Origin of the sequence: Aeromonas tecta, from assembly GCF_000820185.1 — a bacterium.
In the GTDB taxonomy this organism is placed as follows: Bacteria; Pseudomonadota; Gammaproteobacteria; order Enterobacterales; family Aeromonadaceae; genus Aeromonas; species Aeromonas tecta.
In genome coordinates this window covers 63,142-87,473 of sequence record NZ_CDCA01000020.1, presented here as the reverse complement: position 1 = coordinate 87,473, position 24,332 = coordinate 63,142, and the positions used below count along the sequence as shown (strand labels likewise).

Below are 24,332 nucleotides of genomic sequence, written 5' to 3'. Positions count from 1 at the left end.
AACAGGTAAGCGTGATATGCAACTGACAGACACCCATTGCCACCTCGATTTTCCGGTATTCGAATCCGATCTGGCGACGCGGCTGGCGCAGTGGCGCCAGTTGGGGGTGGGCGAGTATATCATCCCCGCCGTGGGAGAGGAAAACTGGACTCGCGTGATGGCGCTGGCCGCACAACATGCCGGTATCGCCTATGGCCTGGGCATTCATCCCTGGTATGTGAGTGCCCAGACGCCTGGGGTGCTCACCAGGTTGGAAGACCTGTTGGCGAGCCGGCCGCGCGGGCTGGTGGCCATCGGCGAATGCGGGCTGGATTTGCGCAGCCATGTGCCTCAGGAGGGTCAGGTCGCGCTGTTCGAGGCGCAGATCAAGCTGGCCATGAAGTTCGAGCTACCGCTCATCGTCCACTCGGTGCGCGCCAACGACAGCGTTGCCAAGATCTTGCGGCGGTTCAATCCGGCGCAGGGTGGCGTGATCCACGCCTTCAGCGGTTCGCTGAATCAGGCGGAAACGTTCTGGCGGTTGGGCTTCAGGCTGGGGATTGGCGGGGTCATCAGTTATGAGCGGGCCAACAAGACCCGAGAGGCGGTACGCGACATGCCGCTGGAGGCGTTGCTGCTGGAAACCGATGCTCCCGACATGCCACTGCAGGGGCTGCAAGGAGAGCCGAATTCTCCGGCCAACCTGCCTCTGATTGCGCAACTCCTAGCCGAGTTGCGTCAGCTGCCGCTCTCAGATGTTATTTCGGTGTTACATGAATCCACTCGGTGCACTTTCCCACTCATGAGTAGTGAAATTAACATCTGATTAACTGTTGCTATCGCGGTGATAAAAAATAGGAGGCATAAAAATCGTTTGCGGTCTAATTAAGCGATGTCCGGCCCATTTCAGGCTTATAAAATGTGACCAGCATTCTACTTTGTCGCACCGTAATTAGTATAATGCGCACCCTTGATTAACGGCTTTAAGATACAAAACGTTAACAAGCTGGAAGGTGCTACTAAGAGGAAGTATTAATAATGAATCTGATAATGGGTCTGGTAGGGATGGCAACACTCATCCTTATCGCGGTGCTGTTCTCCAGTAATCGCAAGGCAATCAAAGTGCGCACCGTGGGTGGTGCCTTTGCAATCCAGGCTGGTCTGGGCGCATTCGTGCTCTATGTCCCGGTTGGCCGAGATATTCTGGTGAGCGTTTCCGATGCCGTTTCCAGCGTCATCGGCTATGGCCAAAACGGTATCGAATTCCTGTTCGGTGGTCTGGTCAGCAACAAGATGTTTGAAGTGTTCGGTGGCGGTGGTTTTATCTTTGCCTTCCGCGTGCTGCCCGTCATCATCTTCTTCTCTTCCCTGATCGCGGTTCTCTATTACCTCGGTATCATGCAGTGGGTGATCAAGCTGCTGGGTGGTGGCCTGCAAAAGGTACTGGGTACTTCCCGTACCGAATCCCTGTCTGCGACTGCCAACATCTTCGTCGGTCAGACTGAAGCCCCGCTGGTGGTGCGTCCCTTCATCTCCAAGATGACCGACTCCGAGCTGTTTGCCGTCATGTGTGGTGGTCTGGCCTCCGTTGCCGGCTCCGTATTGGCCGGTTACGCCTCCATGGGCGTCAAGATGGAATACCTGATCGCTGCCTCCTTCATGGCGGCCCCGGGTGGTCTGCTGTTCGCCAAGCTGCTGGTACCGGAAACCGAGACCCCCAGCTATGACGAGAACTCTGCCGATGGCGAGCTGGACGACAAGCCGGCCAACGTGATCGATGCCGCCGCCGCCGGTGCCTCTGCCGGTCTGCAACTGGCCCTGAACGTGGGTGCCATGCTGCTGGCCTTCATCGGCCTGATTGCCATGATCAACGGCATCTTCGCCGGTGTGGGTGGCTGGTTCGGTTACCCGCAACTCTCCTTGGAACTGCTGCTGGGCTGGTTGTTCTCCCCGCTGGCCTTCCTGATTGGTGTACCTTGGAGCGAAGCCGTCGTGGCCGGTTCCTTCATCGGTCAGAAGCTGGTGGTGAACGAGTTCGTGGCTTACCTGAACTTCGCTCCTTACCTGAAAGATGAAGTGCTGATCAACGGCGTGGCCATGTCTGACCACACCAAGGCCATCATTTCCTTCGCCCTGTGCGGCTTCGCCAACCTGTCCTCCGTTGCCATCTTGCTGGGTGGTTTGGGCTCCATGGCACCGAACCGTCGCGGCACCATCGCCCGTTTCGGTCTGAAGGCCGTACTGGCTGGCTCTCTGTCCAACCTGATGTCTGCGACCATCGCAGGCTTCTTCCTGGCACTGACAGCCATGTAATATTTGCCTGACACACAGGTAAAGACGAACGCCACAGCGAAAAGCTGTGGCGTTCGCGTTTGGAGCGGTGACAACCGTTTTCCTTTCTAAACTAATAATAAAATGAGTCAAATCGGAGGTTATATGAATGAGGTGCTACTGGCGATTGCCGCCGGATTTATCGTCGGCGTGTTGTTTTCTTTCCTCAAATTGCCGATCCCGGCGCCCCCCGTGTTGTCCGGGGTGATGGGGATCGTCGGGGTCTATCTGGGGGGGATTGCCTACTCCTGGATCCTGACCCGTTTCTTCTCTTAGTAGCGTTCCAGTGCCGGATTTGCCAGATGTGAGGTACCTCTGAAATTGGCAAATCTGGCTTGCAAACACGGGGTATCTCGGCTGAAATAGGCGGTGCCAGCAGGGTGCTGGCATTGACTAATACCTGATTAAGTCAGGTGTTGGCGGTCAAATGGAATTGATTGGGAAGTCGGGTCAGCAGTTGTCGACCTTTCTCAAGTCTTCATGGAACCAAGTCCGCACTTTTGTAAGAAAGTGACAGGGCTCTTGCCTTATTTGCAGCCGTATTGCCTGTGCATTTGCGCTGTAATTCCATATCCCCTTTACCTGGGATCTTCTCTTGCCGATCCTGCGTGCTTCGGCGGAGACTGATCACTGGTATCCGGGACTTATCGAGACTTTGGAGACATAGAATGACTGATCTGAAACTGGCCGCCCAACGCGCCCTGAACCTGATGGACCTGACCACCCTGAACGATGACGACACCGATCAGAAGGTCATCGATCTGTGCCGCAAGGCCAAGTCCCCGGCCGGCCTCACCGCCGCCGTCTGCATCTATCCCCGTTTCATCCCCATTGCACGCAAGATCCTGCGCGAGATCGGCGCCGCCGACGTGCGCATCGCCACCGTGACCAACTTCCCCCACGGTAATGACGACATCGACATCGCCGTGGCCGAGACCCGCGCCGCCGTTGCTTACGGTGCCGATGAAGTGGATGTGGTCTTCCCGTACCGCGCCTTCATGGCTGGCAATGAACAGGTTGGCTTCGATCTGGTCAAAGCTTGTAAGGAAGCTTGCGGCACTCAAGCTCTGCTGAAGGTGATCATCGAGACCGGTGAGCTGAAAGAAGAAGCTCTGATCCGTCGCGCCTCCGAGATCAGCATCGATGCCGGTGCCGACTTCATCAAGACCTCCACCGGCAAGGTGCCGGTCAATGCGACCCCGGAAGCGGCCCGCATCATGATGGAAGTGATCAAGGCCAAGAACCCGAAAGTCGGCTTCAAGCCGGCCGGTGGCGTGAAGGATGCGGCGGTAGCCGGCCAGTACCTCGCCATGGCCGAAGAGATCCTGGGTAAAGACTGGGTCTCCCCGCGCACCTTCCGCTTCGGCGCTTCCAGCCTGCTGGCCAGCCTGCTGGCGACCCTGGGCCACGGCGACAAGCCGGCCAATACCAGCGGTTACTAAGCGGTGGCAGGGGACGGCATGCCGTCCCCTATTTCGGTCTGTGTTCGTGCATGACGCACGGAGGGAATGAAAGATGTTTTTGCCTCAAGAAATTATTCGCAAGAAGCGCAACGGTGAAGCGCTCAGTACCCAAGAGATTCAATTCTTCGTCCAGGGCATTACCAACAACAGTATCGGCGAAGGCCAGATCGCGGCACTCGCCATGGCGGTCTACTTCAAAGACATGACCATGGATGAGCGGGTCGCCCTGACCTGTGCCATGCGCGACTCCGGTATGGTGCTGAACTGGGATCACCTGAACCTCGGTGGCCCCATCGTAGACAAGCACTCCACCGGCGGTGTGGGTGATGTGGTCTCCCTGATGCTCGGCCCCATGGTCGCCGCCTGCGGCGGCTTCGTGCCGATGATCTCCGGTCGCGGCCTCGGCCACACCGGCGGTACCTTGGATAAGCTCGACGCCATCCCTGGCTACCAGACCTCGGTCGACAACGATCGTTTCCTGAAAGTGGTGAAAGAGGCGGGCGTGGCCATCATCGGCCAGACCGGCGATCTGGCCCCCGCCGACAAGCGCATCTACGCGGTGCGTGACATCACGGCCACCGTCGAATCCATCGCCATGATCACCGGCTCCATCCTCTCCAAGAAGCTCGCCTCAGGGCTTGAAGCGCTGGTGATGGACGTGAAAGTGGGTTCCGGTGCCTTCATGCCGACCTTCGAAGCCTCGGAAGAGTTGGCTAAAAGCATCGTCGCCGTGGCTAACGGCGCCGGCTGCCGTACCTCTGCTCTCTTGACCGACATGAACCAGGTGTTGGCCTCCAGTGCTGGCAACGCGGTAGAAGTGCGTGAAGCGGTGCGTTACCTGACCGGTGAATACCGCAACCCGCGCATCCACGAAGTCACCATGGCCCTGTGTGCCGAGATGCTGATCTCCGCCCATCTTGCCAGCGACGAGCACGATGCCCGTGCCAAGCTGCAAGCCGTGCTGGATAACGGCAAGGCGGCCGAGATCTTCGGTCGCATGGTCACTGGTCTGGGCGGTCCGAGCGACTTCATGGAGCGCTACGATCACCACCTGCTGAAGGCGGCCATCGTGCGTCCGGTGTATGCGTCCAGGAGCGGTTTCGTGACCGCCATGAACACCCGTGAACTGGGTCTGGCCGTGGTCGCCATGGGCGGCGGTCGCCGCGCTGCCGGTGACAAACTCGATTATGCGGTCGGTCTGACCGACTTTATCCGCCTGGGTCAAAACGTTGATGCTGACAAGCCGCTCGCGCTGATCCACGCTCAAACCGAAGAGCAATTCGCTCAGGCTGCCGGCATGGTGCAGGCGGCTGTCAGGATCGGTGACACTCAGCCCCAGGCTCTGCCTGAGGTTTACCGTCGCATCGGTCTGGCTGATTTGTAACAAGGGGAAGTCCCATGAAACGTACCTTTATTCTGATGATGGACTCTTTCGGTATTGGCGCTGCCGCCGATGCCGAGAAGTTCGGAGATGTGGGCGCCAACACCCTTGGCCATATCGCCAAGGCCTGCGCCGCCGATGAGATCGAAGGCCGTGGAGCCCTCCATCTACCAAACCTGAACAAGCTGGGTCTGGGCCATGCGGGTGAACAAGCCTCCGGCTACTTCCCGGCAGGCCTGAAGAAAGACATCGAGGTCATCGGTGCCTACGGCTTTGCCCAGGAACTCTCCTCCGGCAAGGACACCCCGTCCGGCCACTGGGAAATTGCTGGTGTGCCCGTGTTGTTCGAATGGGGTTACTTCCATGATCACCACAACAGCTTCCCACAGGAGCTGCTGGATGCCATCGTCGAGAAGGCGGGCTTGTCTGGCTATCTGGGCAACTGCCACGCCTCCGGTACCCAGGTGCTGGATGACCTTGGCGAAGAGCACATGCGGACCGGCAAGCCGATCCTCTACACCTCTGCCGACTCCGTGTTCCAGATCGCCTGCCACGAAGAGACCTACGGCCTCGAGAAGCTCTATGAGCTGTGCCACATAGTGCGCGAGCTGCTGGAGCCCTACAACATCGGCCGCGTCATCGCGCGTCCGTTCGTGGGCAGCGGCAAGGGCAACTTCAAGCGGACTGGCAACCGCCACGACTACTCAGTGCTGCCGCCGGCACCAACCGTGCTGGATTACATGAAAGACGCAGGTGGTCAGGTGGTCTCCATCGGCAAGATCGCCGACATCTATGCCAACCAGGGCATCACCAAGCAGGTGAAAGGCACCGGCCTGACCGAGCTGTGGGATCGCACCCTGGAAGAAGTGAAAGCCGCCGGTGACAACACCATCGTCTTTACCAACTTCGTCGACTTCGACTCCTCCTACGGCCACCGCCGTGACGTGAAGGGCTACGCCGATGCACTGGAGTACTTCGACTCCCGTCTGCCCGAGCTGTTCGAGATACTGCAAGATGGCGATGTGGTGGTGCTGACCGCCGACCACGGTTGCGATCCGACCTGGAGTGGTACCGATCACACCCGTGAATACATTCCTGTGCTGTTCTACGGCAAGCCGGTCAAGGCAGGCTCCGTCGGTCGTCGCGAGACTTTCGCCGACATCGGCCAGAGCATCGCCGCTTACCACGGTCTGCCCAAGTTGCAGTACGGCACCAGCTTCCTGTAATGCCGCATCGGGCAGTGCGGTGCCCCATGCACCGCCTACCCAAGTTGCACAGCAGGGCCCGGGTCCTGTAAGTTACCAGCCCACCGCCACGCGGTGGGCACCCCAATAAAGACAATAAAACTCAACCTAGTGTGAAGGAATTAAGAGAATGGCAACTCCTCATATCAATGCGAAAGATGGCGCCTTTGCTGACACAGTGCTGATGCCGGGCGACCCCCTGCGCGCTAAGTACATCGCCGAAACCTTCCTGGAGAACGTCGAGCAGGTGTGTGACGTGCGCAGCATGCTCGGTTTCACCGGCACCTACAAAGGCCGTCGCATCTCTGTCATGGGCCACGGCATGGGCATCCCGTCCTGCTCCATCTATGCCAAAGAGCTGATCACCGACTACGGTGTGAAAACCCTGATCCGCGTGGGCTCCTGTGGCGCCGTGCGTGAAGACGTGAAACTGCGTGACGTAGTGATCGGCATGGGTGCCTGCACCGATTCCAAGGTCAACCGTCTTCGCTTCAAGGATCACGACTTCGCCGCCATCGCCGATTTCGACCTGGTTGCCAATGCCGTGCAAGCCGCCAAGAACAAGGGTGTTGCCGTGCGCGTGGGTAACATCTTCTCTGCCGACCTGTTCTATACCCCGGATCCTTCCATGTTCGACGTCATGGAAAAATACGGCATCCTGGGTGTCGAGATGGAAGCCGCCGGTATCTACGGCGTGGCCGCAGAGTACGGTGCCAAGGCACTGACCATCTGCACCGTCTCCGATCACATCCGTACCGGTGAGCAGACTACCTCCGAAGAGCGTCAGCTGACCTTCAACGACATGATCGAAATCGCACTGGACTCCGTGCTGCTGGGCGACTGATCCCGCGGCTTCGGCTCCATGCAAAACGGCGACCTCGGGTCGCCGTTTTTTTATGGTCTCGATCGGCTGAACCAACGCGGGGCCGACTGGCCCCACATTACCTCCTGTGATCTCGATTACGCCGCTCTCGACCCATACTATTTGCTAAGACTCGATGGTAGATAAAGAGCCCTAATCACCCTCTTTACTGACCACCAGCGACCAGCTCTTATCGGGATCGAACAGCTGGATCGCCTCAACGGCCGTTGCCGTGTCGGCCCCTAGATCCTTTTGATAAACCCGCCCCTCGTGATTCACCATGAAGGTCATCACTCCACTGGCGGAATAATCGGCCGGCCAGGCGATCAGGGCGACACCGTCTCTTAATTGCCCGTCGACAAAGTACTCTTTCTTCCCTCCATTGGCAGCGGCTCCTTGGGCATACAAGATACGGTAGTAATAGCCATGATACGGGGTGCGTTGACCGACCACAGCTTTGTAGCCCTCTGCCGCGGCACTGACGACCTCCTCTCCGGCCGGGCTTGCTGGTTCCCCCTTGCCTACAGGCCAATAGAGTCCATTTTGTTGCCCTGCATCACTGCGCAGTTTTGCCGCAAAGATCCCCGCTGTTTGGCCATCATGCCCCATGGCAGCGTACTCTAGCTGTGCGTCGATGAAGCCACGGCACACCGCAATCGCCCCCAACTCATTTCGACCGATGCGGCGATAGACGATCTCTTTGGCACCTGCGGCACCATCGAGATACCACTTGCCATCTGAGGCCACGAGAGGGATTGGCAGTGGCCAATCAGACTCCCCCACGACCAGTATCATTTTATCCTTACCGTCGGCCACCAGTTGGTGCTTGCTCTTGAAGCTCGCGACGAAGGCGGCGCGATCATTGGCATCGGCCACCTCATCCCCCGAGGTGATGGCCTCCTCACTCTTTTCGCCGAGCAACTGCGTCAGTGCGGTGACATCGTTCTTCTCCAAGGCCGTGATCAGAGCCTGCACTGCCTCATCCGGGGTGGCGAAGGTTCGCGGTGCCATGGCGCTTGTATCGCTGGCGCAGACCAGGGCCAGCAGGGCCAAACCCCATGAGGGGGCCCAACTCCATTTCAACAAACGCTTCATTATCGCGTACTCCGTCTGGGTTGAGTGTTGCGCCCGGTATGCGCGCTCCTAGCCACACTTTCGCGCCCACGTTGGCTGGCGGCGCGCTCGGTTCTGCCCGTATTATGTACCCCTTGGAAGGCACTCCTTGAGGTTGAGGCCGAGGCCGCAGGTGCTCTGCGTGTTGCAGTCTGTGCCGTGCTCTTGTTGTGAGTGGCTCGTGGTTGGACATAGCCGCGATCACGGGCTCCAGCGGTCTGTGGCGTAATTTGCTGCCGCTTGACCTTGTCTCCGGCATAGTTGCCCTGGCGCGGCGTGCGTTGGGCCACATTCGCCTCCCTGTTCGCCTGTCTAGCGTCGCGCGTCGCCTTGGCACTTTCGCTGTTGAGTTGGCGGTTGGCTCCCGCATAGGTTCCCTTCGGCGCGGTGACGCGAGCTTCTCTGTTCACCTCATTGACAGCGCGCGGTGCGCCAGCGTATTCGCTTTTAGGCTGGCGATTGATCCCTGCATAACTCCCTTTCGGTGTGACATCCCGTTGGACAGCCCCTGCCGCGTTATTCAGCGAACGTTGTCCCAAGGTAGCCAGCTCAGGGCGGTTGGGGCGCGCCGCCGTGATGGGGCTGTTGGCTTGGCGCAGGTAGTTATTGGGGCCGCGTTCAAACTTGTTGAAGTAATCGTTCCCCTTGGCGTTGATATAAATATTGTTGTTAGAGCCCCGCTGATAGTTGACCGGACGGTTGTATCCGTTGGTGGGGCGAAAACCATTGCCATAGTTGGGGTTGTAACGATAGGGAGCGTAACCGCTGGGATAACCTGATCCCCACCGAGGGTAATAATAATCGCCCTCATCATCGTCGTTGAAGACCTCGTTGACCAACATGCCTGCGCCAAAGGCGAGCAAGCCCGTCAAGACCATATCACCGCGGTCGTATTCATCATCGTTGTCGTGATCGTCATGTTCCACCACTGTCGTGGTCGTTGCTGCAGGCACGGTCGTTGTCGTGGTTGCTGTGGTCACCGGCGCGGGGGCTGGCCCAGCAGCTGGCGGGCTATAGACGGCGCTTGGGTCGTATTGTGGGACGTAAACGACGTCAGGGTTGGCAGGCGCAATGGTGACGATCTGCTGATTGTTCTGCTCATCCTTGGCCACTTTCATCTGTTCTGAGTCTTTCAGGTTGCCCACCTCCATCGCTTGTTGACGCAGGCGCTGAACTGCTGCCAGTACGCCCGGCTCATCGGCCAGGAAGGCACTGCCCAGCTCCGTTGTCCAATCCATCTTCAAGCACATCATGTCCATGACGGTTGGGAAGTGCATCAGCGACATGGTCGGCGGCGTAAAGCCCAGCGGCGCAATGGCGGCGGTCAGCTCTTTCCCCTTGAGATTGGGGTGGGCGACCAGCCAGTTGCCGGCATCGAGCACCTCTTGCGGATTGGTGGCGCTGGCCAACACCTGAGACAATACCGCATCCGGGTAAAGCGCGACGGGCGCAAGCAGGGTTTCGAGCGCCTCTGGGGTATATTTCGATGCTGGTGCGTTAACGGGTTGCGTTTGTGGTGCGACCGCAGGGCTGGCAGCGCCGGTTGTGCTGGCAGCAGAGGCCACGCTGGGCTGAACATTTTGTGTGACGGCAGGCGGCTCCTCTCTGCAGGCAGCCAATACCGTGCTGAGGGCGATCACGGCCGCCAACACGCTACGGCGAAATAGGGGTTGCTTCATGCTCTTGCTTCCTTCTGCTGGAGTGGTTGATGCACCTCTTGCCCGATGATGTCCACGAATGTTGTATCTCATCGTATTCAATGCGGGTGTGTCATACCGAAAACATAAACCACGAATCGAGATCACACCCAAAACCGGCTGGAAAGGCGTAAAAAATTCGTTTTCTTCTGCCTCAAGCTACGCCCGAACACCGTAACCTGACCAAATCCGATGGGTAGACCTGAGAAGTGAAGGGCGATGGGATATGGTCTTCGGTGGGATTGAAATTCAATCAACTCACTTGGTGATGGAGAAGATCTACGCATAGCAAAGTTGAGTACTGATGCAGCGAAAATGGCGGGATAGGCTGGTCAAGAGGCTGCTGCATGAGGTGACCATAGGTCGTCACCTCGTTAACGAGCGCTTTAGCGACGACGGTGCCAAGCGTCTCGATAGTCATCTCGATCAGATACTCGAACAGTTGGGGGGAGTAGCAAGACCAACAGGTTTTGCGAACAGCGCCTTATTCTATGCCGGGGGGAGGGGCGTTCTCGCTGGGCGGCTGCGCCGGGTTTGTTCTCTTCTTGTGCTTGCGGACCCGCATGTAGTTGCGACGCACGCCATAGGAGATAAGCAGGCCTGCCAGCAGCATGATCAGCAGCATCAGCCGCTGTTTCTCCTGGCTAACCTTAAGGCGGGTGTCCTGAGTCGCCAGCAGTTTCTGCTCTTCCAGGGTGATGCGCAGGTAGCCGAGGGTCAGGTTCCCATCCTGGATCTCTTGTACGAACTGGATACGGCCCTTGCCTTGCTCCGGCAGCGACTTGTTGTCGGCCCCGATGGGCAGCAGGCTCTCCAGCGGAACGGCCTGATCCGACTGGGCGAGGGGGATGCCGCGGGCATCGTAGAGGGTGACATCGAGGATCTCCGGCTCGGCGGCCAGATCCTGGGCCAGTCGCTCCAGCTCGCTCTCCTTGTCTTCCTTGATCCAGCGCTTCATGTCACGGGCGGCATAGGCGACCAGCGCCTGAGCCCGATCGCGGGCCGCGCTGTGCAGCGCAGCCTGGCTCTCTCCCTGCATATGAATAAGCAGAGCCAGTACCCAGAGGCCGAGCAGGCAGCCAGCCACCAGGCTGATGACACGTTTGATGGGGAGATGACGCAAAGCGCTGAGCCTCGTGTGGTGAATGGATAAGGTGGCGGGATCTTGGCGCTTGCCTGTACAAAAAGCAATACGCTACTCTGGGCCAGCATGATGAACCCATGATCCCCAAGGAAGGTGTCACCTCTATGTTGTTGTCCCAGCTCCCCCCCTCCCTGTCCGACTGGCCCGCGGCCCTGTGCGGCGCACCCTGCTGGCAGCTAACTCCAGAAGCCCTGCTGCCCGCTACCCAGTCTCATGATACTGCCTGGGTGGTGTTGTTTGGCAAGACGCTCGGTGCCTGTCATCTGCACCGTCTGGCGACCCTGCTGGCCAGCCAGGGGGGCGATGCGAGCCTCTACCCCACGGGGGAGCAGGCCGGTATTCCGGTGCTGCTGCTCGGTACGGATCGTTTCTCGCCCGCGCTGGTACAAGCCCTCAAGGCGCAAGAGTGGGACATCGATGTCTGCCATCTGCCTGCCTTGCCCAGCTTGAGCGAGCCGGGCCTGTTGGTGATGGACATGGACTCCACCGCCATCCAGATCGAGTGCATCGACGAGATAGCCCGTCTGGCTGGCGTGGGGGAACAGGTCTCTGCGGTGACCGCGGCCGCCATGCAGGGCAAGCTGGAATTTGCCGACAGCCTGCGCAGCCGGGTCGCCCTGCTGGAGGGGGCACCCGTCGCCATCCTCGATGAGGTGGCGGCCAACATGCCCTGGATGCCGGGCCTGCAGCTGATGGTCGAAACCCTCAGGCAGGCAGGTTGGAAGGTGGCGATTGCCTCGGGTGGTTTTACCCGTTTCGCCGGCGAGTTGCAGCAGGCGCTGGGGCTGGATGCCATCTTCGCCAATGAGTTGATGACCGAGGATGGCCGCCTGACCGGACAGGTGAGCGGCCGCATCGTGGATGCCGCCGTCAAGGCCGAGGTGTTGCAGCAGCTGGCGGTAGAGCATGGCATCCGCCTCGCTCAGACGGTGGCGGTCGGAGATGGGGCCAACGATCTCAAGATGATGGCCGTGGCTGGGCTCGGCATCGCCATCCACGCCAAACCGCTGGTGCGCGCCCAGGCGGCCGCCACCCTCAATCATCATGATCTGGAAGGGGTGCTCTGTCTGCTCGGCGCTCTCTCTTGCCGCGAACGGCGCTGGCACTGAACAAGGGTCAAGGAGGACCTGTTATCAAGATGGAACTGTTACAACAATCCCTGTTTATTCCCTGCGGCGAACATCAACTGCATGTGCGGCACATTCAACCCCGAGTGGCGGTGCATGCCGAGCCCATCCTGATGGTGCATGGCGCCATCGAGAACGGCCGTATCTTCTATACCGAGTCGGGCAAGGGGCTGGCCTGTTATCTGGCCCGACACGGTTATCAGGTCTATGTGGCGGATCTGCGGGGTCGGGGGCTGAGTACCCCGGCCATCGCCGAGCAAGCCGGACATGGCCAGCATGAGCTCATCACAGAAGATGTGCCCGCGCTGCAACACTGGGTCGCGGCCCGTCACACGGGGGCCAGGGTGCACTGGATGGCGCACTCCTGGGGTGGGGTGCTCATGGCATCGACCCTGGCTCGCTTCCCCGAGCTTGCCGACCAGATCGCCAGTCTGGTGTTTTTTGGCACCAAGCGGGGTGTCTCGGTGCAAAATCCGGAACGCTGGTTGAAGGTGGATCTGGTCTGGAACCGGCTGGCGCCCTGGCTGGCGCGCAACAGTGGCTTTTTGGCGGCGCGCAAGCTGAAGATGGGGGCAGATGATGAACCCCTGCGCTACCTGCAAGAGACGATCCCCTGGGTGAAATGCGGCCCCTGGCAGGATCCCCACGATGGCTTTGCCTATGACGAGGCGGCGACTCGGGTGCAGTGGCCGCCACTCTGGATGATCTCGGCCAAGGCCGACAAGGTGTTGGGTCACCCCATCGATGTGCGCCGTTTCAGCACCGAGATGGGATCTGTCGCCCGCCATACCCGGCTCGGGCTGGATAATGGCAACCGGCTCGATTATGACCACATCAACATGCTGACGGCCCCCCAGGCCCAGGAGGATCATTTCCCGCAGATCCTCGCCTGGCTGAGTGACCCGCAGGCGGCCTGAGTTCAGCTGGCATCAGACAACCAACCGCAATAGAAAGGGCAGCCCACCAGGGCTGCCCTTTCTGCTTAGTGAACCGTCTGCTGATTGTGTCACCTGCTGATGGTGCCGCGGTGGGCGGTCAACTCGTGGGCGGTGTGATACCGAACCGGAACAGGGTGGCCAGTGTGGTGTCGGTCAGCTCACCCACTCCCATCACACTCCACAGCTCCTCTTCCAGCTTCTTGGCCTTGTGAATGGCGAACTTAGCGATGTAGTCCAGCTCATTGGCGATGAAGCTGGTATCGGGGCGGCCGGTGCGGGAGATACCAACCAGTACCGAATAGAACTCTCCCTGCTGCAGGGCCAGCTCGACGAAGCGGCGTTTATCTTCGGGTGACGGGAAGCTGCTGGCCAGCCGACTGCGAAACAGCGGGGCTCCGCCCTGAGAGTGCAGGCTGGCGATATACACCTCCTCCTCTTTTGGCTTGTCCTCCCGCTCGATGGCGCGCAAGGGGTTGAGCAGCAGGGTCTTGATCAATCCCCCCTGGAAAAATGGGTAGAGGTTGGCCAGCTCTTCGTGTTCGGCGCAGGCGTGCAGCAGACGCGAGAGGCTGCGTGGCCGGGGGGCAAGTCCCACGGCGGCAGGTCTGGGCGCCGCCTTGAGCTTGTTGATGTAGACCGGCGTGTTGAAGATGTGATGGGTGAAGATGTTGCGCAGTGCCCGTGCCATGCCGCGGTAGCGTCTGTGCTCCTTGGTGGTCTTGAGCTTGTTCTGGTTGCTCTCGATCAGCAGGCTGAAGAATTGATGGCCGATATGACGGCCAGGCTCTCCTTCGATACACAGATGCAGCACGGTACGGCTCAGGTTGAGACTGACCAGCCGGTAGGACAAGCGCTGCAGATCCATACTCTTGGCCAGATCCTGCAGTCGGGGCAGGGCGACTGTGATGATCTCTCCCTTCTCCCCCTCAAGCGGCTCCTCCAGCTCAATCTGCATGCCATGGGCAGAGATGTCGCGGGTCCAGCCAATCCAGGCGCGTCCCTTGTGGTGGATCACGACCGCAGTCTTGTGGCTGTAGCGTGCCTCTTTGCGCAATTGCACGTAGTGCAGCGTCTCTATCTCGAAGGGCGTGGCACCGATGTCGTGGCCGAAGCGCTGCAGATCGTTGGCGTTGTGGGGCAAGTTGGCATCAAAGCGGAACTCGTCGCGCTGGTTGTCGAGCCCGACCTCCTGCAACAGGCCGACATAGCCTATCTGCTGAAGCCGCTCGCGCAGCAGCATGTCTTGTAACTGGTGCGCCTCTCCTGCCTGCTGGCTATCGAGATCGGCCTCGTGCAGCGTGCAGGCCTCCAGGCTGAACTTGTAGACTCGCCAGCTGGGGCGGCGTGCCCCGACCTGAAAGAACAGGGAGGTCAGGCCGCTTTGCAGCAGCTCTTCCCGGGTAGCGGAGAAGAAGTAGAGATGGCTGCGCACCGAATGGGTGAAGCTGTAAATCAGGGTCTCGCGCAGTCCGCCCCCAGTTGGCACTAGGGAGTGCATGCGCGGCGCCGTGAAGAGGCTGGCGAGCATGTCGCGGTTCTTGGCATCACGCCAATACTCGAGCAGGTGCTGGTTATTCTCGGTGCGCAGGGCTATCTCCAGCGCGGGGCTGTCTCCCTTGCCGAAGTAGAGTGGCATGCCGGTCATGCGTGGCAGGTAGAACTGCTCGTACCCCTTGATGATGGCCGCCGACAACAGGTAATCGACACTGACTCTATAGCGGCTGCGGTTGTGCTCGATGAACTCGCCAAGGAAGTTGTCAAAGCTCGGGTGCTCGCCACTTTTCACTAGTCGCAGCCAGAATTTGCCCTCCTTGTGCTCTTCCCCGAGGATCTGATAGCTGATCGGCTGGCGCAAGATGGGATTGGCATGCTCCCGCTCCAGCCCGGTGAAGAGGACATCGAGCTGATCGCCGGTCTGGTAGTCGGGCAGATAGGGCACCGAGACCCGGATCCCGCCAAGGGAGATATCCGAACTCTTGGCGAGCAGCTTCTCGCCGTTAGCCAGTCTGAGCAGCATGGGGGAGCTGAAATGCATCCGCTCCTCTTGCCGGCCATAGTGGCTGGCAAAGGGGATGGCGCTGACATCGAAGGGGCGAAACGGGCTGACCGGCAGGGACAGGATCTCGCCCCGGCCCTGATGGTACTTGTACCAGCCGTGTAGTGCCTCGTAAACCCCCAGGGTGTAGCTGTCGCGGTAGAGATAGCATTGGGACTGGAACAGCTCGATAGCCTCGGCAGGCATGAAATGGGTGACCCCCTCGAACTCGTGTACCAGGCAGAGCTCGCTCAATTCATTGCGCATGTCGATCACCCGCCGGCAGGGACTGCACTTGCGTTTGATCTCCATCTTGAGCAGGAATCGGCTGTTGTTGTTCTCGTTTTGGGTCAGGCGGTTGAAGAGCTCATCAAAATCCTTTTCTCTGAGCAGGGGGACGAGTTGTTCTATCAGGTGTAGTGGTTGTTCTGAATCCATGTATTCCTGCCGCGGAAAGTCACTTTTCCGATTCTGGGTTTGATCTGTCGGTCGCAAACAAGTATATCAAGCAGGAAATCATCCTGTCCCCGAGTTATCCATGGCCAAAAACAAAACCGCCTATGTTTGTACCGAATGTGGAGCCGACTTCACCCGCTGGCAAGGTCAGTGCGGCGAGTGCAAGGAGTGGAACACCATCACCGAGGTCCGGCTTGGGGTCACGACCCCTGGCAAGAGCGCCCGTTACACCGGTTATGCCGGTGCCATCGGCAGCCAGGTACAGACCTTGGCGGAGGTCGCCACCACCGAGATCCCCCGGTTCGGTTCGGGTTTCAAGGAGCTGGATCGGGTATTGGGCGGCGGCGTGGTGCCGGGCTCGGCCATCCTGATTGGCGGCAATCCGGGGGCGGGCAAGTCGACCCTGCTGCTGCAGACCATGTGTGGTCTGGCCGAGCGAATGAAGACCCTCTACGTGACCGGGGAAGAATCCCTGCAGCAGGTGGCGATGCGTGCCAGCCGGCTGGGGTTGCCGACCGACAAGCTTCGGATGTTGTCCGAGACCAGCGTCGAGCAGATCTGCATCATCGCCCAGCAAGAGCAGCCACAGATCATGGTCATCGACTCGATTCAGGTGATGCACGTGGCGGATGTGCAGTCCTCCCCCGGCTCCGTCTCCCAGGTGCGCGAATCGGCTGCGCTGCTCACTCGCTACGCCAAGCAGAACCACGTCGCCATCTTCATGGTGGGCCACGTCACCAAGGACGGCACCCTGGCAGGCCCCAAGGTGCTGGAGCACTGCGTCGACTGCTCCGTGCTGCTGGATGGTGCCCATGACTCGCGTTTTCGCACCCTGCGCTCCCACAAGAACCGCTTCGGGGCGGTCAACGAGCTTGGCGTGTTCGCCATGACCGGGCAGGGCATGAAGGAGGTGAGCAATCCCTCCGCCATCTTCCTGAGCCGGGGCGAGGAGCAGGCACCGGGATCCATCGTCGTGGTTATCTGGGAAGGGACCCGGCCGCTGCTGGTGGAGTTGCAGGCGCTGGTGGATTACTCCCAGGTTTCCAACCCGCGGCGGGTGGCGGTGGGCATGGATCACAACCGCCTCGCCATGTTGCTGGCGGTACTGCACCGCCACGGTGGCCTGCAGATGGCGGATCAGGATGTCTTCATCAACGTGGTTGGTGGGGTCAAGGTCGAAGAGACCAGCGCGGATCTCGCGCTGCTGCTGGCGATGGTCTCCAGCTTCCGGGATCAGGCCCTGCCCAAGGATCTGGTGGTATTTGGCGAAGTGGGGCTGTCTGGCGAGATCCGGCCAGTGCCATCTGGTCAGGAGCGCTTGCAGGAAGCGGCCAAGCATGGCTTCCGCCGTGCGATCGTTCCTCACGCCAATGCGCCAAAGCACCCCATCGAAGGCATGGAAGTGGTGCCGGTGAAGAAACTGTCAGAGGCCCTTGAGGCGCTGTAGCAGGCAGCAAAAAGGAGCGCATTGGCGCTCCTTTTTCGTTGTGGCACTCAGGCTCAAGGTTGAGCGTGATCCTGATGTTCTTGTAGCAGTTGCTCCAGCTCTCGGTACAACAGCTGCTCTTCCCCTACGTTCAGCTCGATCATCCGCTTGAGGTGGCTGGCGCTGTCGATGTCAATGTGGTGGCAGTAGAACCCCAGCTTCTTGCTGGCCTCGTGGGTCAGCTCTACCTGCATCCTGATGACGATGTCACTGCCGCCAAGCACAAAGCTGAGCTCGTATTCCCGATCGTCGCTGCCAGACCAGGCATCGGGTCTGAGCACCAGGGCACCTTGCAGGGAGACGTCGATGAGTTGGGTCTGCCATTGCTGTACGCCTTGCACCAGCTTGGCAGCCGTCAAATAGAAGATCCTGGTAAAGTGGCGGCGCTCGGGCATGCTCATCTCCGGTCTGCGTTCGAATGCAGTGCTAACAAGTCATGCCCCAAAGTGTAATCCAGCTTGTTCATCAGGATCTTGCGTTGGATCCGGTATTGGAGATCAGACCTGGGGGTGGCTGAGCGATTCGACTACCTGCAGCGCCTTGACCAGTCGATCTTCCTGTTTGAACCTGTCTTCCAGTACCGGCCCCAGCTGGTTCAGATCGTCATCGAGCTGCAATAGTTGCGCCTCGTCGGCATTGCTGTACTTGTCGTTGAACTCCAGGGCAAATTCGGTGCCGGCCCGGATATGGGGATAGATGCGCTTGGCCAGCTCCAGTGTGTCACCGCTGGCTTGTTCAAAAGCGGTCACCACGTGGTTGTAGATCTCGAAGTGACCGGCACTGACGTAGTCGACCAGCTGTTCGCAGAAGCGCTGCAACTCGACGTGACTCGGGAGGGAGCGTTGCTTTGAGCGGGCAGGCATGAGCCCGGCCAGTCGCATGTACTCGACCAGCAACGCCTGCCTGGCATCCAGCCAGTCATCAATTGCTCGGTGCTTTCCTGCCAATGCGCGCTTGGTTTTTTCCAGTTCAGTTAACATAGTCCCTCCGTGGGCATGGGCATGCGGCGCTATGGCTGCAGCCTCCGGTCATTCTCATCGACTGACGACACCTCCCTATAACTAGGGAAAATACTGTTGACCGTCAATAGGAGTGTGGGGATATTGTTACATCAGATGGGGGTTTGCATACAAGTCCCCATCATTTGCTCGCCACTTCCGGGTCATGAATGACGACGAAGGGGTGATATATGTGACTATTTCCGCAGATCTTGATGAAAACCCCAGCATTCAAGCCAATCCGGCTGATAAAGCCTTTGCCTGAGTGTTTTTTTTTGAATAGAGTGGCCCGGTGCTAAATGCCCGATCATAAAGGAAATGTTATGAACAAAGCTCAACTTGTCGATGCAATTGCCGCCAAAGCTGACCTGAGCAAAGCTCAGGCCAAAGTGGCTCTGGAAGAGATCATCAATGGTATTACCCAGAGCCTGAAAGAGGGCGATGCCGTTCAGTTGGTGGGTTTTGGTACCTTCAAGGTAAACCATCGTGCAGGCCGCACCGGCCGCAACCCGCAAACTGGTAAAGAGATCCAGATTGCAGCCGCCAATGTGCCGTCCTTTGTGGCAGGCAAGGCGCTGAAAGACGCCGTCAAGTAATCGCGTAAAGTTATCGAATGAAACCCGGCTAATGCCGGGTTTTTTGTTGCCATCGTCAGCATAATTTGTTTCAGATACACTCAGGATATGGCATGCGCTGTAGTGAGGTGGATGATGGAACAGAAGAATGCCATTCGGCAGGTGGCCGTGCCTTGGGCACCGTCCCGCCAACTTCCCCCCGGCCTGGTCGTGGCCGAGTTGCATCAGGATATCTGGGGCGATAGCCTGGTGGTCATGCTGGGCCGCGCACGCAGCATCGATCTGCCGCCGCAGCCGCTGTGCCGGGTCAGTTTCCGCCACATCTTCGCGGTGCGCGTGATGGAAGACTGCGATCTGGCGGAGGGGCGCGACAGTCATACCATCGAGGAGCAGATCCAGCTGATCACCCCGTCCCGCTTCGCCAGCTGGTTCCATCAGGAATCCGATGGCCTGCATCTGGACGAGGATCTGCAGCACTATCGCATCTCGACCTGGGATTACTGCGCCGACGTGCTGACCTCGTCGCCCCCCGAGCTGCAGTTCGTGGAGCTGAGCGAGTAGCCCGAGCGACGTCAGCCGTATATCAAAAAGCCGGAACATGGTTCCGGCTTTTTGCATCTTGCTACGGCGTCACGACGGAGCATTAGCCCAGCAGTTGATCCTTGTGCAGCCCCAGTACGACCACGAGCCCGAGCAGGTAGAAGGCGCTGAGCTTGATGCCGAGGATGGCGAGCAGGCCGGCGCAGAGGCGAACGATCGCCTTGTGCAGCCAGGAGCCGGTGAAGCGATACATGGCTTATTCCACCGTCTCGGGTTGGGCGAACTCCGGCACCTTGGCCATGGCATCCAGCACCACCTGGATGCCGGCACCCTGCTTGCAGGCGTTCTCGCTCAGGTGACGACGCCAGGCGCGGGCGCCCTGCATGTTCTGGAACAGGCCCAGCATGTGGCGGGTCATGTGGGAGAGGTAGTTGCCCTTGGCCAGCTCCTGCTCCATGTAAGGCAGCATCATCCGCACCACCTCGTGGCGGCTCGGCAGATCCCGATTCTGCCCGAACAGCAGGTTGTCCACCTGCGCCAGCAGGTAAGGGTTCTGGTAGGCCTCGCGGCCCATCATGACCCCATCCACATGCTGCAGATGTTCGAGGGTCTGCTCCAGACTGGTCACGCCGCCGTTGAGGGCAATGGTCAGATTGGCATAGTCCTGCTTGACCCGATAGACGCGCGGGTAGTCCAGCGGCGGGATCTCGCGGTTCTCACGGGGGCTCAGGCCGCTCAGCCAGGCCTTGCGGGCGTGGACGATGAAGGTCTCGCAACCGGCGTCGCGCACCTGCTCGATGAAGGCTTGCAAGAATTCGTAGGAGTCCTGCTCGTCGATGCCGATGCGGGTCTTGACCGTCACAGGGATGTCGACCACGTCGCGCATCGCCTTGACGCAATCGGCGACCAGGGCGGGCTCTCCCATCAGGCAGGCGCCGAAACGGCCGTTCTGGACCCGATCGGACGGGCAGCCCACGTTCAGGTTGATCTCGTCATAGCCGCGCTCTTCGGCGAGCTTGGCGCAGCGGGCCAGATCCACCGGGTTGCTGCCACCCAGCTGCAGGGAGATCGGGTGCTCCTGCTCGCTGTAGCCCAGATAATCGCCTTTACCGTGGATGATGGCGCCGGTGGTAACCATCTCGGTATAAAGCAGCGTCTGACGAGTCATCAGCCGATGAAAATAGCGGCAATGCCGATCGGTCCAGTCCAGCATGGGGGCGATGGAGAACCGCTGGGCACTCGGGGTACCCTGATATTGTGGGGTGAGCCGAGCGTCGTCTTGTGTGTCGGAGATCTGTGCTTGAGCCATGCTTAACCGTTTTCAACCTGTTTCAAACTAGCGATTATCGCACCAGCCCTCGGCTGACCGAGGCGGCTGGGCTGCACCCTGGGGTGCGTAATATGAGGGCGTGGCCATCGCGACTGGCACGTCGCTATCTGCCCGCAAAGCGCGATAGTTTAGCCTGAATCGCCCATTTTTGGCAGGAAAACCGGCGATCCGGCCGCAGAAGAACCTGATCCAGTCCGGCCTGGGTCTGTCTTGCTGGATGTCTGGCATGGGATGTCGGGGAAAGGCGCCGACATCGGCGCCAAGCTGGCCGGTTGCCCGATCATGGCGTTGGCCCAATATCGTTTCTATTGGCTTATTGGGCCATTTTTGATCAAGGCTCGGTCCGACCCCATGACGCTGCCTCCTGAGTGGTCGCATCCTTGGCTCAGGGCTGACTCAGGGCTGGCGCAGCTGTTCCAGCACGAAGTCCATGAAGACCCGCACGCAGAGGGGCATGAAGTTGGCCTGTGGATAGATGAGGTAGAAGGGACGGGTGGCGTCGTTGCAGGTGGGCAAGACTTCCTGCAGCTCACCGCGTTGCAGGGCATCCGCCACCACGAAGCGGTACATCTGGTAGATGCCGATGCCCCCCTTGGCCAGGGAGAGACCACCGAGATAATCCTCCGAGCAGAGGGCGCCGCCACCGACGGCAACCTCCTGTTGCATTCCGTCAACCCTGAGCAGCCAGGGGGCGGGGCGTCCGCTGCCTGGCAGGATGAAACCAAGGCACTGATGGTCGGCGAGCCCCTGCCAGTTCTTGATGGGTGGATGCCGATCGAGGTAGCTAGGCGAGGCCACCATCACCAGTTCGGCATCTTCGAGCTTGCGGGCGATCAGGCTCGAGTCCGCTAGCTCGCTGCCGCGGATGGCCAGATCGTAGTCATCGCGGGAGACGTTGACGCTGTGGGTGCTGATGTGAAACTCCAGCTCGACCAGGGGATAGCGCTGCTGGAACAGGGCAATGCGGGGGAACAGTCGCCAATGGGCATAAGGGGCGGGCAGGCTGATGCGCACCTTACCGGCGGGGATCTGCTGGGCCCCCATGGCCTGCTGATCGGCCTCGTGCAGCAGCGCCAGGGCCGCGCGGCACTGAGCGGCATACTGGCGCCCTGCGTCCGTCAGGCGCACCTGGCGGGTGGTGCGGATAAACAGGGGAATGCCGAGCCGTTCCTCCAGCCGCATCATGGTCCGGCTCACCGCCGCCGGCGAGATGCCGGCCTCCTGGGCGGCGACCGTGAAGCTCTGGTGCTCGGCGGCGAGGCAGAACAGCTCGATGCTGCCGAGCATGATGTCGCTCAAGTTATGTTGCATACGGCGTCGACTCCCCTGTGATAACGCGCCCCATTCTAGCAAGGGCGCTGACTCTATACCTCCAAACCAGCCCCACCAGCCCTATTTTCCCTGTCGGCGGCGCAGGGCGGAGACGGTTTCGCCGCCCACCCCCCAGTTGTCGGTCGCGACCACGTCGATGACCACGAAGGTGGTGGCCGGGGGCTTGTTCAGCACCCGCTCGAGCAAGCTTGTGACTCCCTCGATCAGCGCCTGCTTCTGCTTTGCTGTCACCTGCTCGTCGGTGATCCTGATGTTGACGTAAGGCATGGTGCTCCCCTTACCACTTGCCGGCGGTGGAGCCGCCATCCACCACCATGATGCTGCCGGTGACGAAGCTGGCGTCGGTCAGATACATGACCGCCTGGACTATGTCTTCTACCTCTCCCACGCGATGGGTCGGCGCCATCGACTTCAGGGCTTCCAGCACGGTTGGATCCTGGCCGTGCATCGGGGTGGCTATGATGCCGGGGGCGACGGCATTGACCATGATGTTGGACTCAGCAAGTTCCAGCGCCAGCCCGCGCACGGCCTGGTTCAGCCCCCCCTTGGCCATGATGGGCAACAGGGCCGGGACGTTCACATTGGGCTGCATCGCGAGCGCCGCCGTGATGGCGATGATCTGCCCGCCGCCATGAGCCCGCATGTGGGCGGCGGCGGCCTGGGAGGGATAGATGAAACCCTTGAGGTTGGTAGCCAACATGGTCTCGATATCGGCCTCGTCGTATTCTGCGATGGGCTTGGAGATGAAGACCCCCGCATTGTTCACCAGCACATCCACCCGGCCGAAGTGCTGCTGCGCCCGAACGAACAGGGCGGTTGCCGTCTCGGGTCTGGCGATGTCGCCGGCCACCAGCAGCAGGTTATCCGGTACGCCGAGGCGCTCGGCGGGCTGGGCCAGATCTTGCTCGGTACGGGCATTGGCCACCACGTTGTAACCCCGGGCCAGGTAGGCCTTCGCAATGGCAAAGCCGATACCGCTCGAGGCGCCAGTCACGATCACAGTCTTGCTCTTCATCTTAACTATCCTTCCAATGACTATTACATTGAGTGCAGTGTAAGTCGGCCTGGATGGGGGTTGAATGGCGTTGAAGTTGCATCTTTTGTTACGCGAAGGAATAAATTGAACATGTAGCCCGGTATGGCTGGGAAGAGATGCGAGCAGGAGTGGTTCCCGTTGCGGTATGGAGATAAGCCACCGGCTCCGCTCTCCCCTAAGTCATGGCTTGCGGGGCGAGATATGTGATCAGAAACAGATGTGGTGGTGGCGCGCGAGCGCGCAATACATGCTCGTTCACGACTCTGTGAGGCAGGCCGGGAAAATGAATTTTGTCGCCGCGTGGGCAAGGCCCTGTGATAGTATCCGGCTAATTGACAGGGTAGCTGCGTGATCATGAATCAAGACCAACTCTTACTACGGGCGGAACGCCTCTGCGAACAGCGCGGGATCCGTTTCACCCCCACCCGCCGCCAGGTTTTCCGGCTGCTTGCCGCCCATGGCAACGCCATCAGTGCCTACGATTTGCTGGCCCAATTGCAGCAGACCGAGGCCCATGCCAAGCCGCCGACCGTCTATCGGGCCCTCGATTTCCTGCTCGAGCAGGGCTTTGCCCACAAGGTCGAGTCCCTCAACGCCTTCATCTTCTGCTGCCACTTCGACCATGCCCACCCGATGCAGCTGCTGATCTGCGATCGCTGCAAAGACGTGGTGGAGCTGCACGATCCGGCCATCGACAGCGCCTTTTCCGAGCAGGCACACCAGCATGGCTTTACTATTACCAACAAGACCATAGAGGCGCACGGTCAATGTGCGCGCTGTTCGTCCACCGTAGGAAGTCATGATGAAGGCTGATTTTGTAAACCCGTTCCTGCTCTCGCTGCTCAATGTGCTCTCCACCATGGCCCAGCTGGAGCTCAAGCCGGGCGCCCCCAAACGCAAGGTGGATGAACTCGCAAGGGGAGATGTCTCCGGTCTCATCGGCATGGTCGGGCCGCAGACCCGTGGTTCGCTCTCCATCAGCTTCGAGAAGGGGTTGGCGCTGGAGATCATGCGCCGCATGCTGGGGGAGGCGCCGACCACCCTCAATGAGGAAGTGACCGACATGGTGGGCGAGATCACCAACATGGTGACCGGTGGCGCCAAGCGCATGCTGGGGGAGAAGGGCTACGAGTTTGACATGGCGACCCCCATCATCGTCTCGGGCCCCAACCACACCATCACCCACAGAGCCGATGGCACCAAGATCATGATGCCGTTCGATTCTGACTACGGCCGTGCCACCATCGAAATCTGCTTCGAGTAAC

Annotated in this window: 25 protein-coding genes; 14 read left to right on the top strand and 11 right to left on the bottom strand. The window is 59.8% G+C overall.

The genetic code is table 11. The annotated features are described in order from the left end of the window. Positions 1–16 precede the first annotated feature (16 nt). The 7 genes from BN1137_RS05130 to deoD all read left to right on the top strand — a co-directional run bounded on the left by BN1137_RS05130 (position 17) and on the right by deoD (position 7,242). On the top strand, positions 17–805 hold the full coding sequence (locus BN1137_RS05130; RefSeq protein ID WP_050717568.1) for a TatD family hydrolase: 789 nt from the start codon (positions 17–19) through the stop codon (positions 803–805). A gap of 212 nt (positions 806–1,017) precedes the next feature. Continuing rightward, complete coding sequence (locus BN1137_RS05125) at positions 1,018–2,292, top strand: NupC/NupG family nucleoside CNT transporter (protein WP_050717567.1); 1,275 nt, start codon at positions 1,018–1,020, stop codon at positions 2,290–2,292. 123 nt (positions 2,293–2,415) lie between these two features. Further along, positions 2,416–2,586: a XapX domain-containing protein gene (locus BN1137_RS05120; protein ID WP_005332215.1), complete on the top strand. Its 171-nt coding sequence runs from the start codon at positions 2,416–2,418 to the stop codon at positions 2,584–2,586. Between the two features lie 392 nt (positions 2,587–2,978). Then, positions 2,979–3,752 carry a deoxyribose-phosphate aldolase gene (deoC, locus tag BN1137_RS05115; protein WP_050717566.1) on the top strand — a complete coding sequence of 258 codons (774 nt, stop codon included), beginning with the start codon at positions 2,979–2,981 and terminating at the stop codon, positions 3,750–3,752. Positions 3,753–3,825: 73 nt separating this feature from the next. Next, positions 3,826–5,157 (top strand): thymidine phosphorylase, encoded by a 1,332-nt coding sequence (deoA, locus tag BN1137_RS05110; RefSeq protein WP_050717565.1) that lies wholly within the window; start codon positions 3,826–3,828, stop codon positions 5,155–5,157. A gap of 14 nt (positions 5,158–5,171) precedes the next feature. Beyond that, positions 5,172–6,380: a phosphopentomutase gene (locus BN1137_RS05105; RefSeq protein WP_050717564.1), complete on the top strand. Its 1,209-nt coding sequence runs from the start codon at positions 5,172–5,174 to the stop codon at positions 6,378–6,380. A 148-nt stretch (positions 6,381–6,528) separates the two neighbouring features. Continuing rightward, positions 6,529–7,242: a purine-nucleoside phosphorylase gene (gene deoD / locus BN1137_RS05100; RefSeq protein ID WP_042652069.1), complete on the top strand. Its 714-nt coding sequence runs from the start codon at positions 6,529–6,531 to the stop codon at positions 7,240–7,242. 171 nt (positions 7,243–7,413) lie between these two features. On the opposite strand, the gene BN1137_RS05095 is transcribed toward deoD, so the two are convergent. From BN1137_RS05095 to BN1137_RS05085, 3 genes are all read right to left on the bottom strand, one after another. Next, the gene (locus BN1137_RS05095; protein ID WP_083443365.1) at positions 7,414–8,355 is read right to left on the bottom strand and encodes a DUF2950 domain-containing protein; all 942 of its coding nucleotides are present in this window, start codon (positions 8,353–8,355) and stop codon (positions 7,414–7,416) included. After that, positions 8,355–10,052: a DUF3300 domain-containing protein gene (locus BN1137_RS05090; RefSeq protein ID WP_050717562.1), complete on the bottom strand. Its 1,698-nt coding sequence runs from the start codon at positions 10,050–10,052 to the stop codon at positions 8,355–8,357. Before BN1137_RS05090 ends, BN1137_RS05095 begins: the two co-directional genes overlap by 1 nt. 502 nt (positions 10,053–10,554) lie before the next feature. Beyond that, on the bottom strand, positions 10,555–11,193 hold the full coding sequence (locus BN1137_RS05085; RefSeq protein WP_050717561.1) for an AhpA/YtjB family protein: 639 nt from the start codon (positions 11,191–11,193) through the stop codon (positions 10,555–10,557). A gap of 125 nt (positions 11,194–11,318) precedes the next feature. Between BN1137_RS05085 and serB the strand changes: the two genes are divergently transcribed. Beyond that, entirely contained in the window at positions 11,319–12,323 is a 1,005-nt protein-coding gene (serB, locus tag BN1137_RS05080) for a phosphoserine phosphatase SerB (protein WP_050717858.1), read from the top strand. A gap of 29 nt (positions 12,324–12,352) precedes the next feature. Continuing rightward, the gene (locus BN1137_RS05075) at positions 12,353–13,258 is read left to right on the top strand and encodes an alpha/beta fold hydrolase (RefSeq protein WP_050717560.1); all 906 of its coding nucleotides are present in this window, start codon (positions 12,353–12,355) and stop codon (positions 13,256–13,258) included. 118 nt (positions 13,259–13,376) lie between these two features. Here the strand turns inward: BN1137_RS05075 and BN1137_RS05070 are convergent, their stop codons facing one another. After that, positions 13,377–15,752: a PilZ domain-containing protein gene (locus BN1137_RS05070; RefSeq protein ID WP_050717559.1), complete on the bottom strand. Its 2,376-nt coding sequence runs from the start codon at positions 15,750–15,752 to the stop codon at positions 13,377–13,379. A 100-nt stretch (positions 15,753–15,852) separates the two neighbouring features. Here BN1137_RS05070 and radA point away from each other — a divergent pair, with 100 nt between their 5' ends. Next, positions 15,853–17,217: a DNA repair protein RadA gene (gene radA / locus BN1137_RS05065; protein WP_050717558.1), complete on the top strand. Its 1,365-nt coding sequence runs from the start codon at positions 15,853–15,855 to the stop codon at positions 17,215–17,217. A gap of 53 nt (positions 17,218–17,270) precedes the next feature. Here radA and BN1137_RS05060 read toward each other — a convergent pair whose 3' ends face one another. Both BN1137_RS05060 and BN1137_RS05055 read right to left on the bottom strand, forming a co-directional pair. Continuing rightward, positions 17,271–17,651, bottom strand: a complete 381-nt coding sequence (locus tag BN1137_RS05060; RefSeq protein WP_050717557.1) for a PilZ domain-containing protein — start codon at positions 17,649–17,651, stop codon at positions 17,271–17,273. 102 nt (positions 17,652–17,753) lie between these two features. Beyond that, on the bottom strand, positions 17,754–18,236 hold the full coding sequence (locus BN1137_RS05055) for an Rsd/AlgQ family anti-sigma factor (RefSeq protein ID WP_050717556.1): 483 nt from the start codon (positions 18,234–18,236) through the stop codon (positions 17,754–17,756). A 341-nt stretch (positions 18,237–18,577) separates the two neighbouring features. Here BN1137_RS05055 and hupA point away from each other — a divergent pair, with 341 nt between their 5' ends. Both hupA and BN1137_RS05045 read left to right on the top strand, forming a co-directional pair. Further along, positions 18,578–18,850 (top strand): nucleoid-associated protein HU-alpha, encoded by a 273-nt coding sequence (hupA, locus tag BN1137_RS05050; RefSeq protein WP_005305063.1) that lies wholly within the window; start codon positions 18,578–18,580, stop codon positions 18,848–18,850. A 114-nt stretch (positions 18,851–18,964) separates the two neighbouring features. Next, positions 18,965–19,390, top strand: coding sequence for a hypothetical protein (locus BN1137_RS05045; RefSeq protein WP_050717555.1), 426 nt, complete (start codon positions 18,965–18,967; stop codon positions 19,388–19,390). An 82-nt stretch (positions 19,391–19,472) separates the two neighbouring features. Here the strand turns inward: BN1137_RS05045 and BN1137_RS22310 are convergent, their stop codons facing one another. The 5 genes from BN1137_RS22310 to BN1137_RS05025 all read right to left on the bottom strand — a co-directional run bounded on the left by BN1137_RS22310 (position 19,473) and on the right by BN1137_RS05025 (position 23,046). Further along, complete coding sequence (locus BN1137_RS22310; RefSeq protein WP_157433632.1) at positions 19,473–19,622, bottom strand: hypothetical protein; 150 nt, start codon at positions 19,620–19,622, stop codon at positions 19,473–19,475. 3 nt (positions 19,623–19,625) lie between these two features. Next, a complete protein-coding gene (gene dusA / locus BN1137_RS05040; protein WP_157433631.1) occupies positions 19,626–20,678 on the bottom strand; it encodes a tRNA dihydrouridine(20/20a) synthase DusA in 1,053 nt (350 codons plus the stop codon). 417 nt (positions 20,679–21,095) lie between these two features. Continuing rightward, positions 21,096–22,010: a LysR family transcriptional regulator gene (locus BN1137_RS05035; protein ID WP_050717554.1), complete on the bottom strand. Its 915-nt coding sequence runs from the start codon at positions 22,008–22,010 to the stop codon at positions 21,096–21,098. A gap of 81 nt (positions 22,011–22,091) precedes the next feature. Then, positions 22,092–22,298, bottom strand: coding sequence for a 2-hydroxymuconate tautomerase family protein (locus BN1137_RS05030; RefSeq protein WP_050717553.1), 207 nt, complete (start codon positions 22,296–22,298; stop codon positions 22,092–22,094). Between the two features lie 10 nt (positions 22,299–22,308). Continuing rightward, positions 22,309–23,046, bottom strand: a complete 738-nt coding sequence (locus tag BN1137_RS05025) for an SDR family NAD(P)-dependent oxidoreductase (protein ID WP_050717552.1) — start codon at positions 23,044–23,046, stop codon at positions 22,309–22,311. Between the two features lie 375 nt (positions 23,047–23,421). Between BN1137_RS05025 and zur the strand changes: the two genes are divergently transcribed. Beyond that, entirely contained in the window at positions 23,422–23,880 is a 459-nt protein-coding gene (gene zur / locus BN1137_RS05015; protein ID WP_050717550.1) for a zinc uptake transcriptional repressor Zur, read from the top strand. After that, complete coding sequence (locus BN1137_RS05010) at positions 23,870–24,331, top strand: chemotaxis protein CheX (protein WP_050717549.1); 462 nt, start codon at positions 23,870–23,872, stop codon at positions 24,329–24,331. The genes zur and BN1137_RS05010 overlap by 11 nt, the downstream gene beginning before the upstream one ends. The last annotated feature ends 1 nt before the right edge of the window (position 24,332 follow it).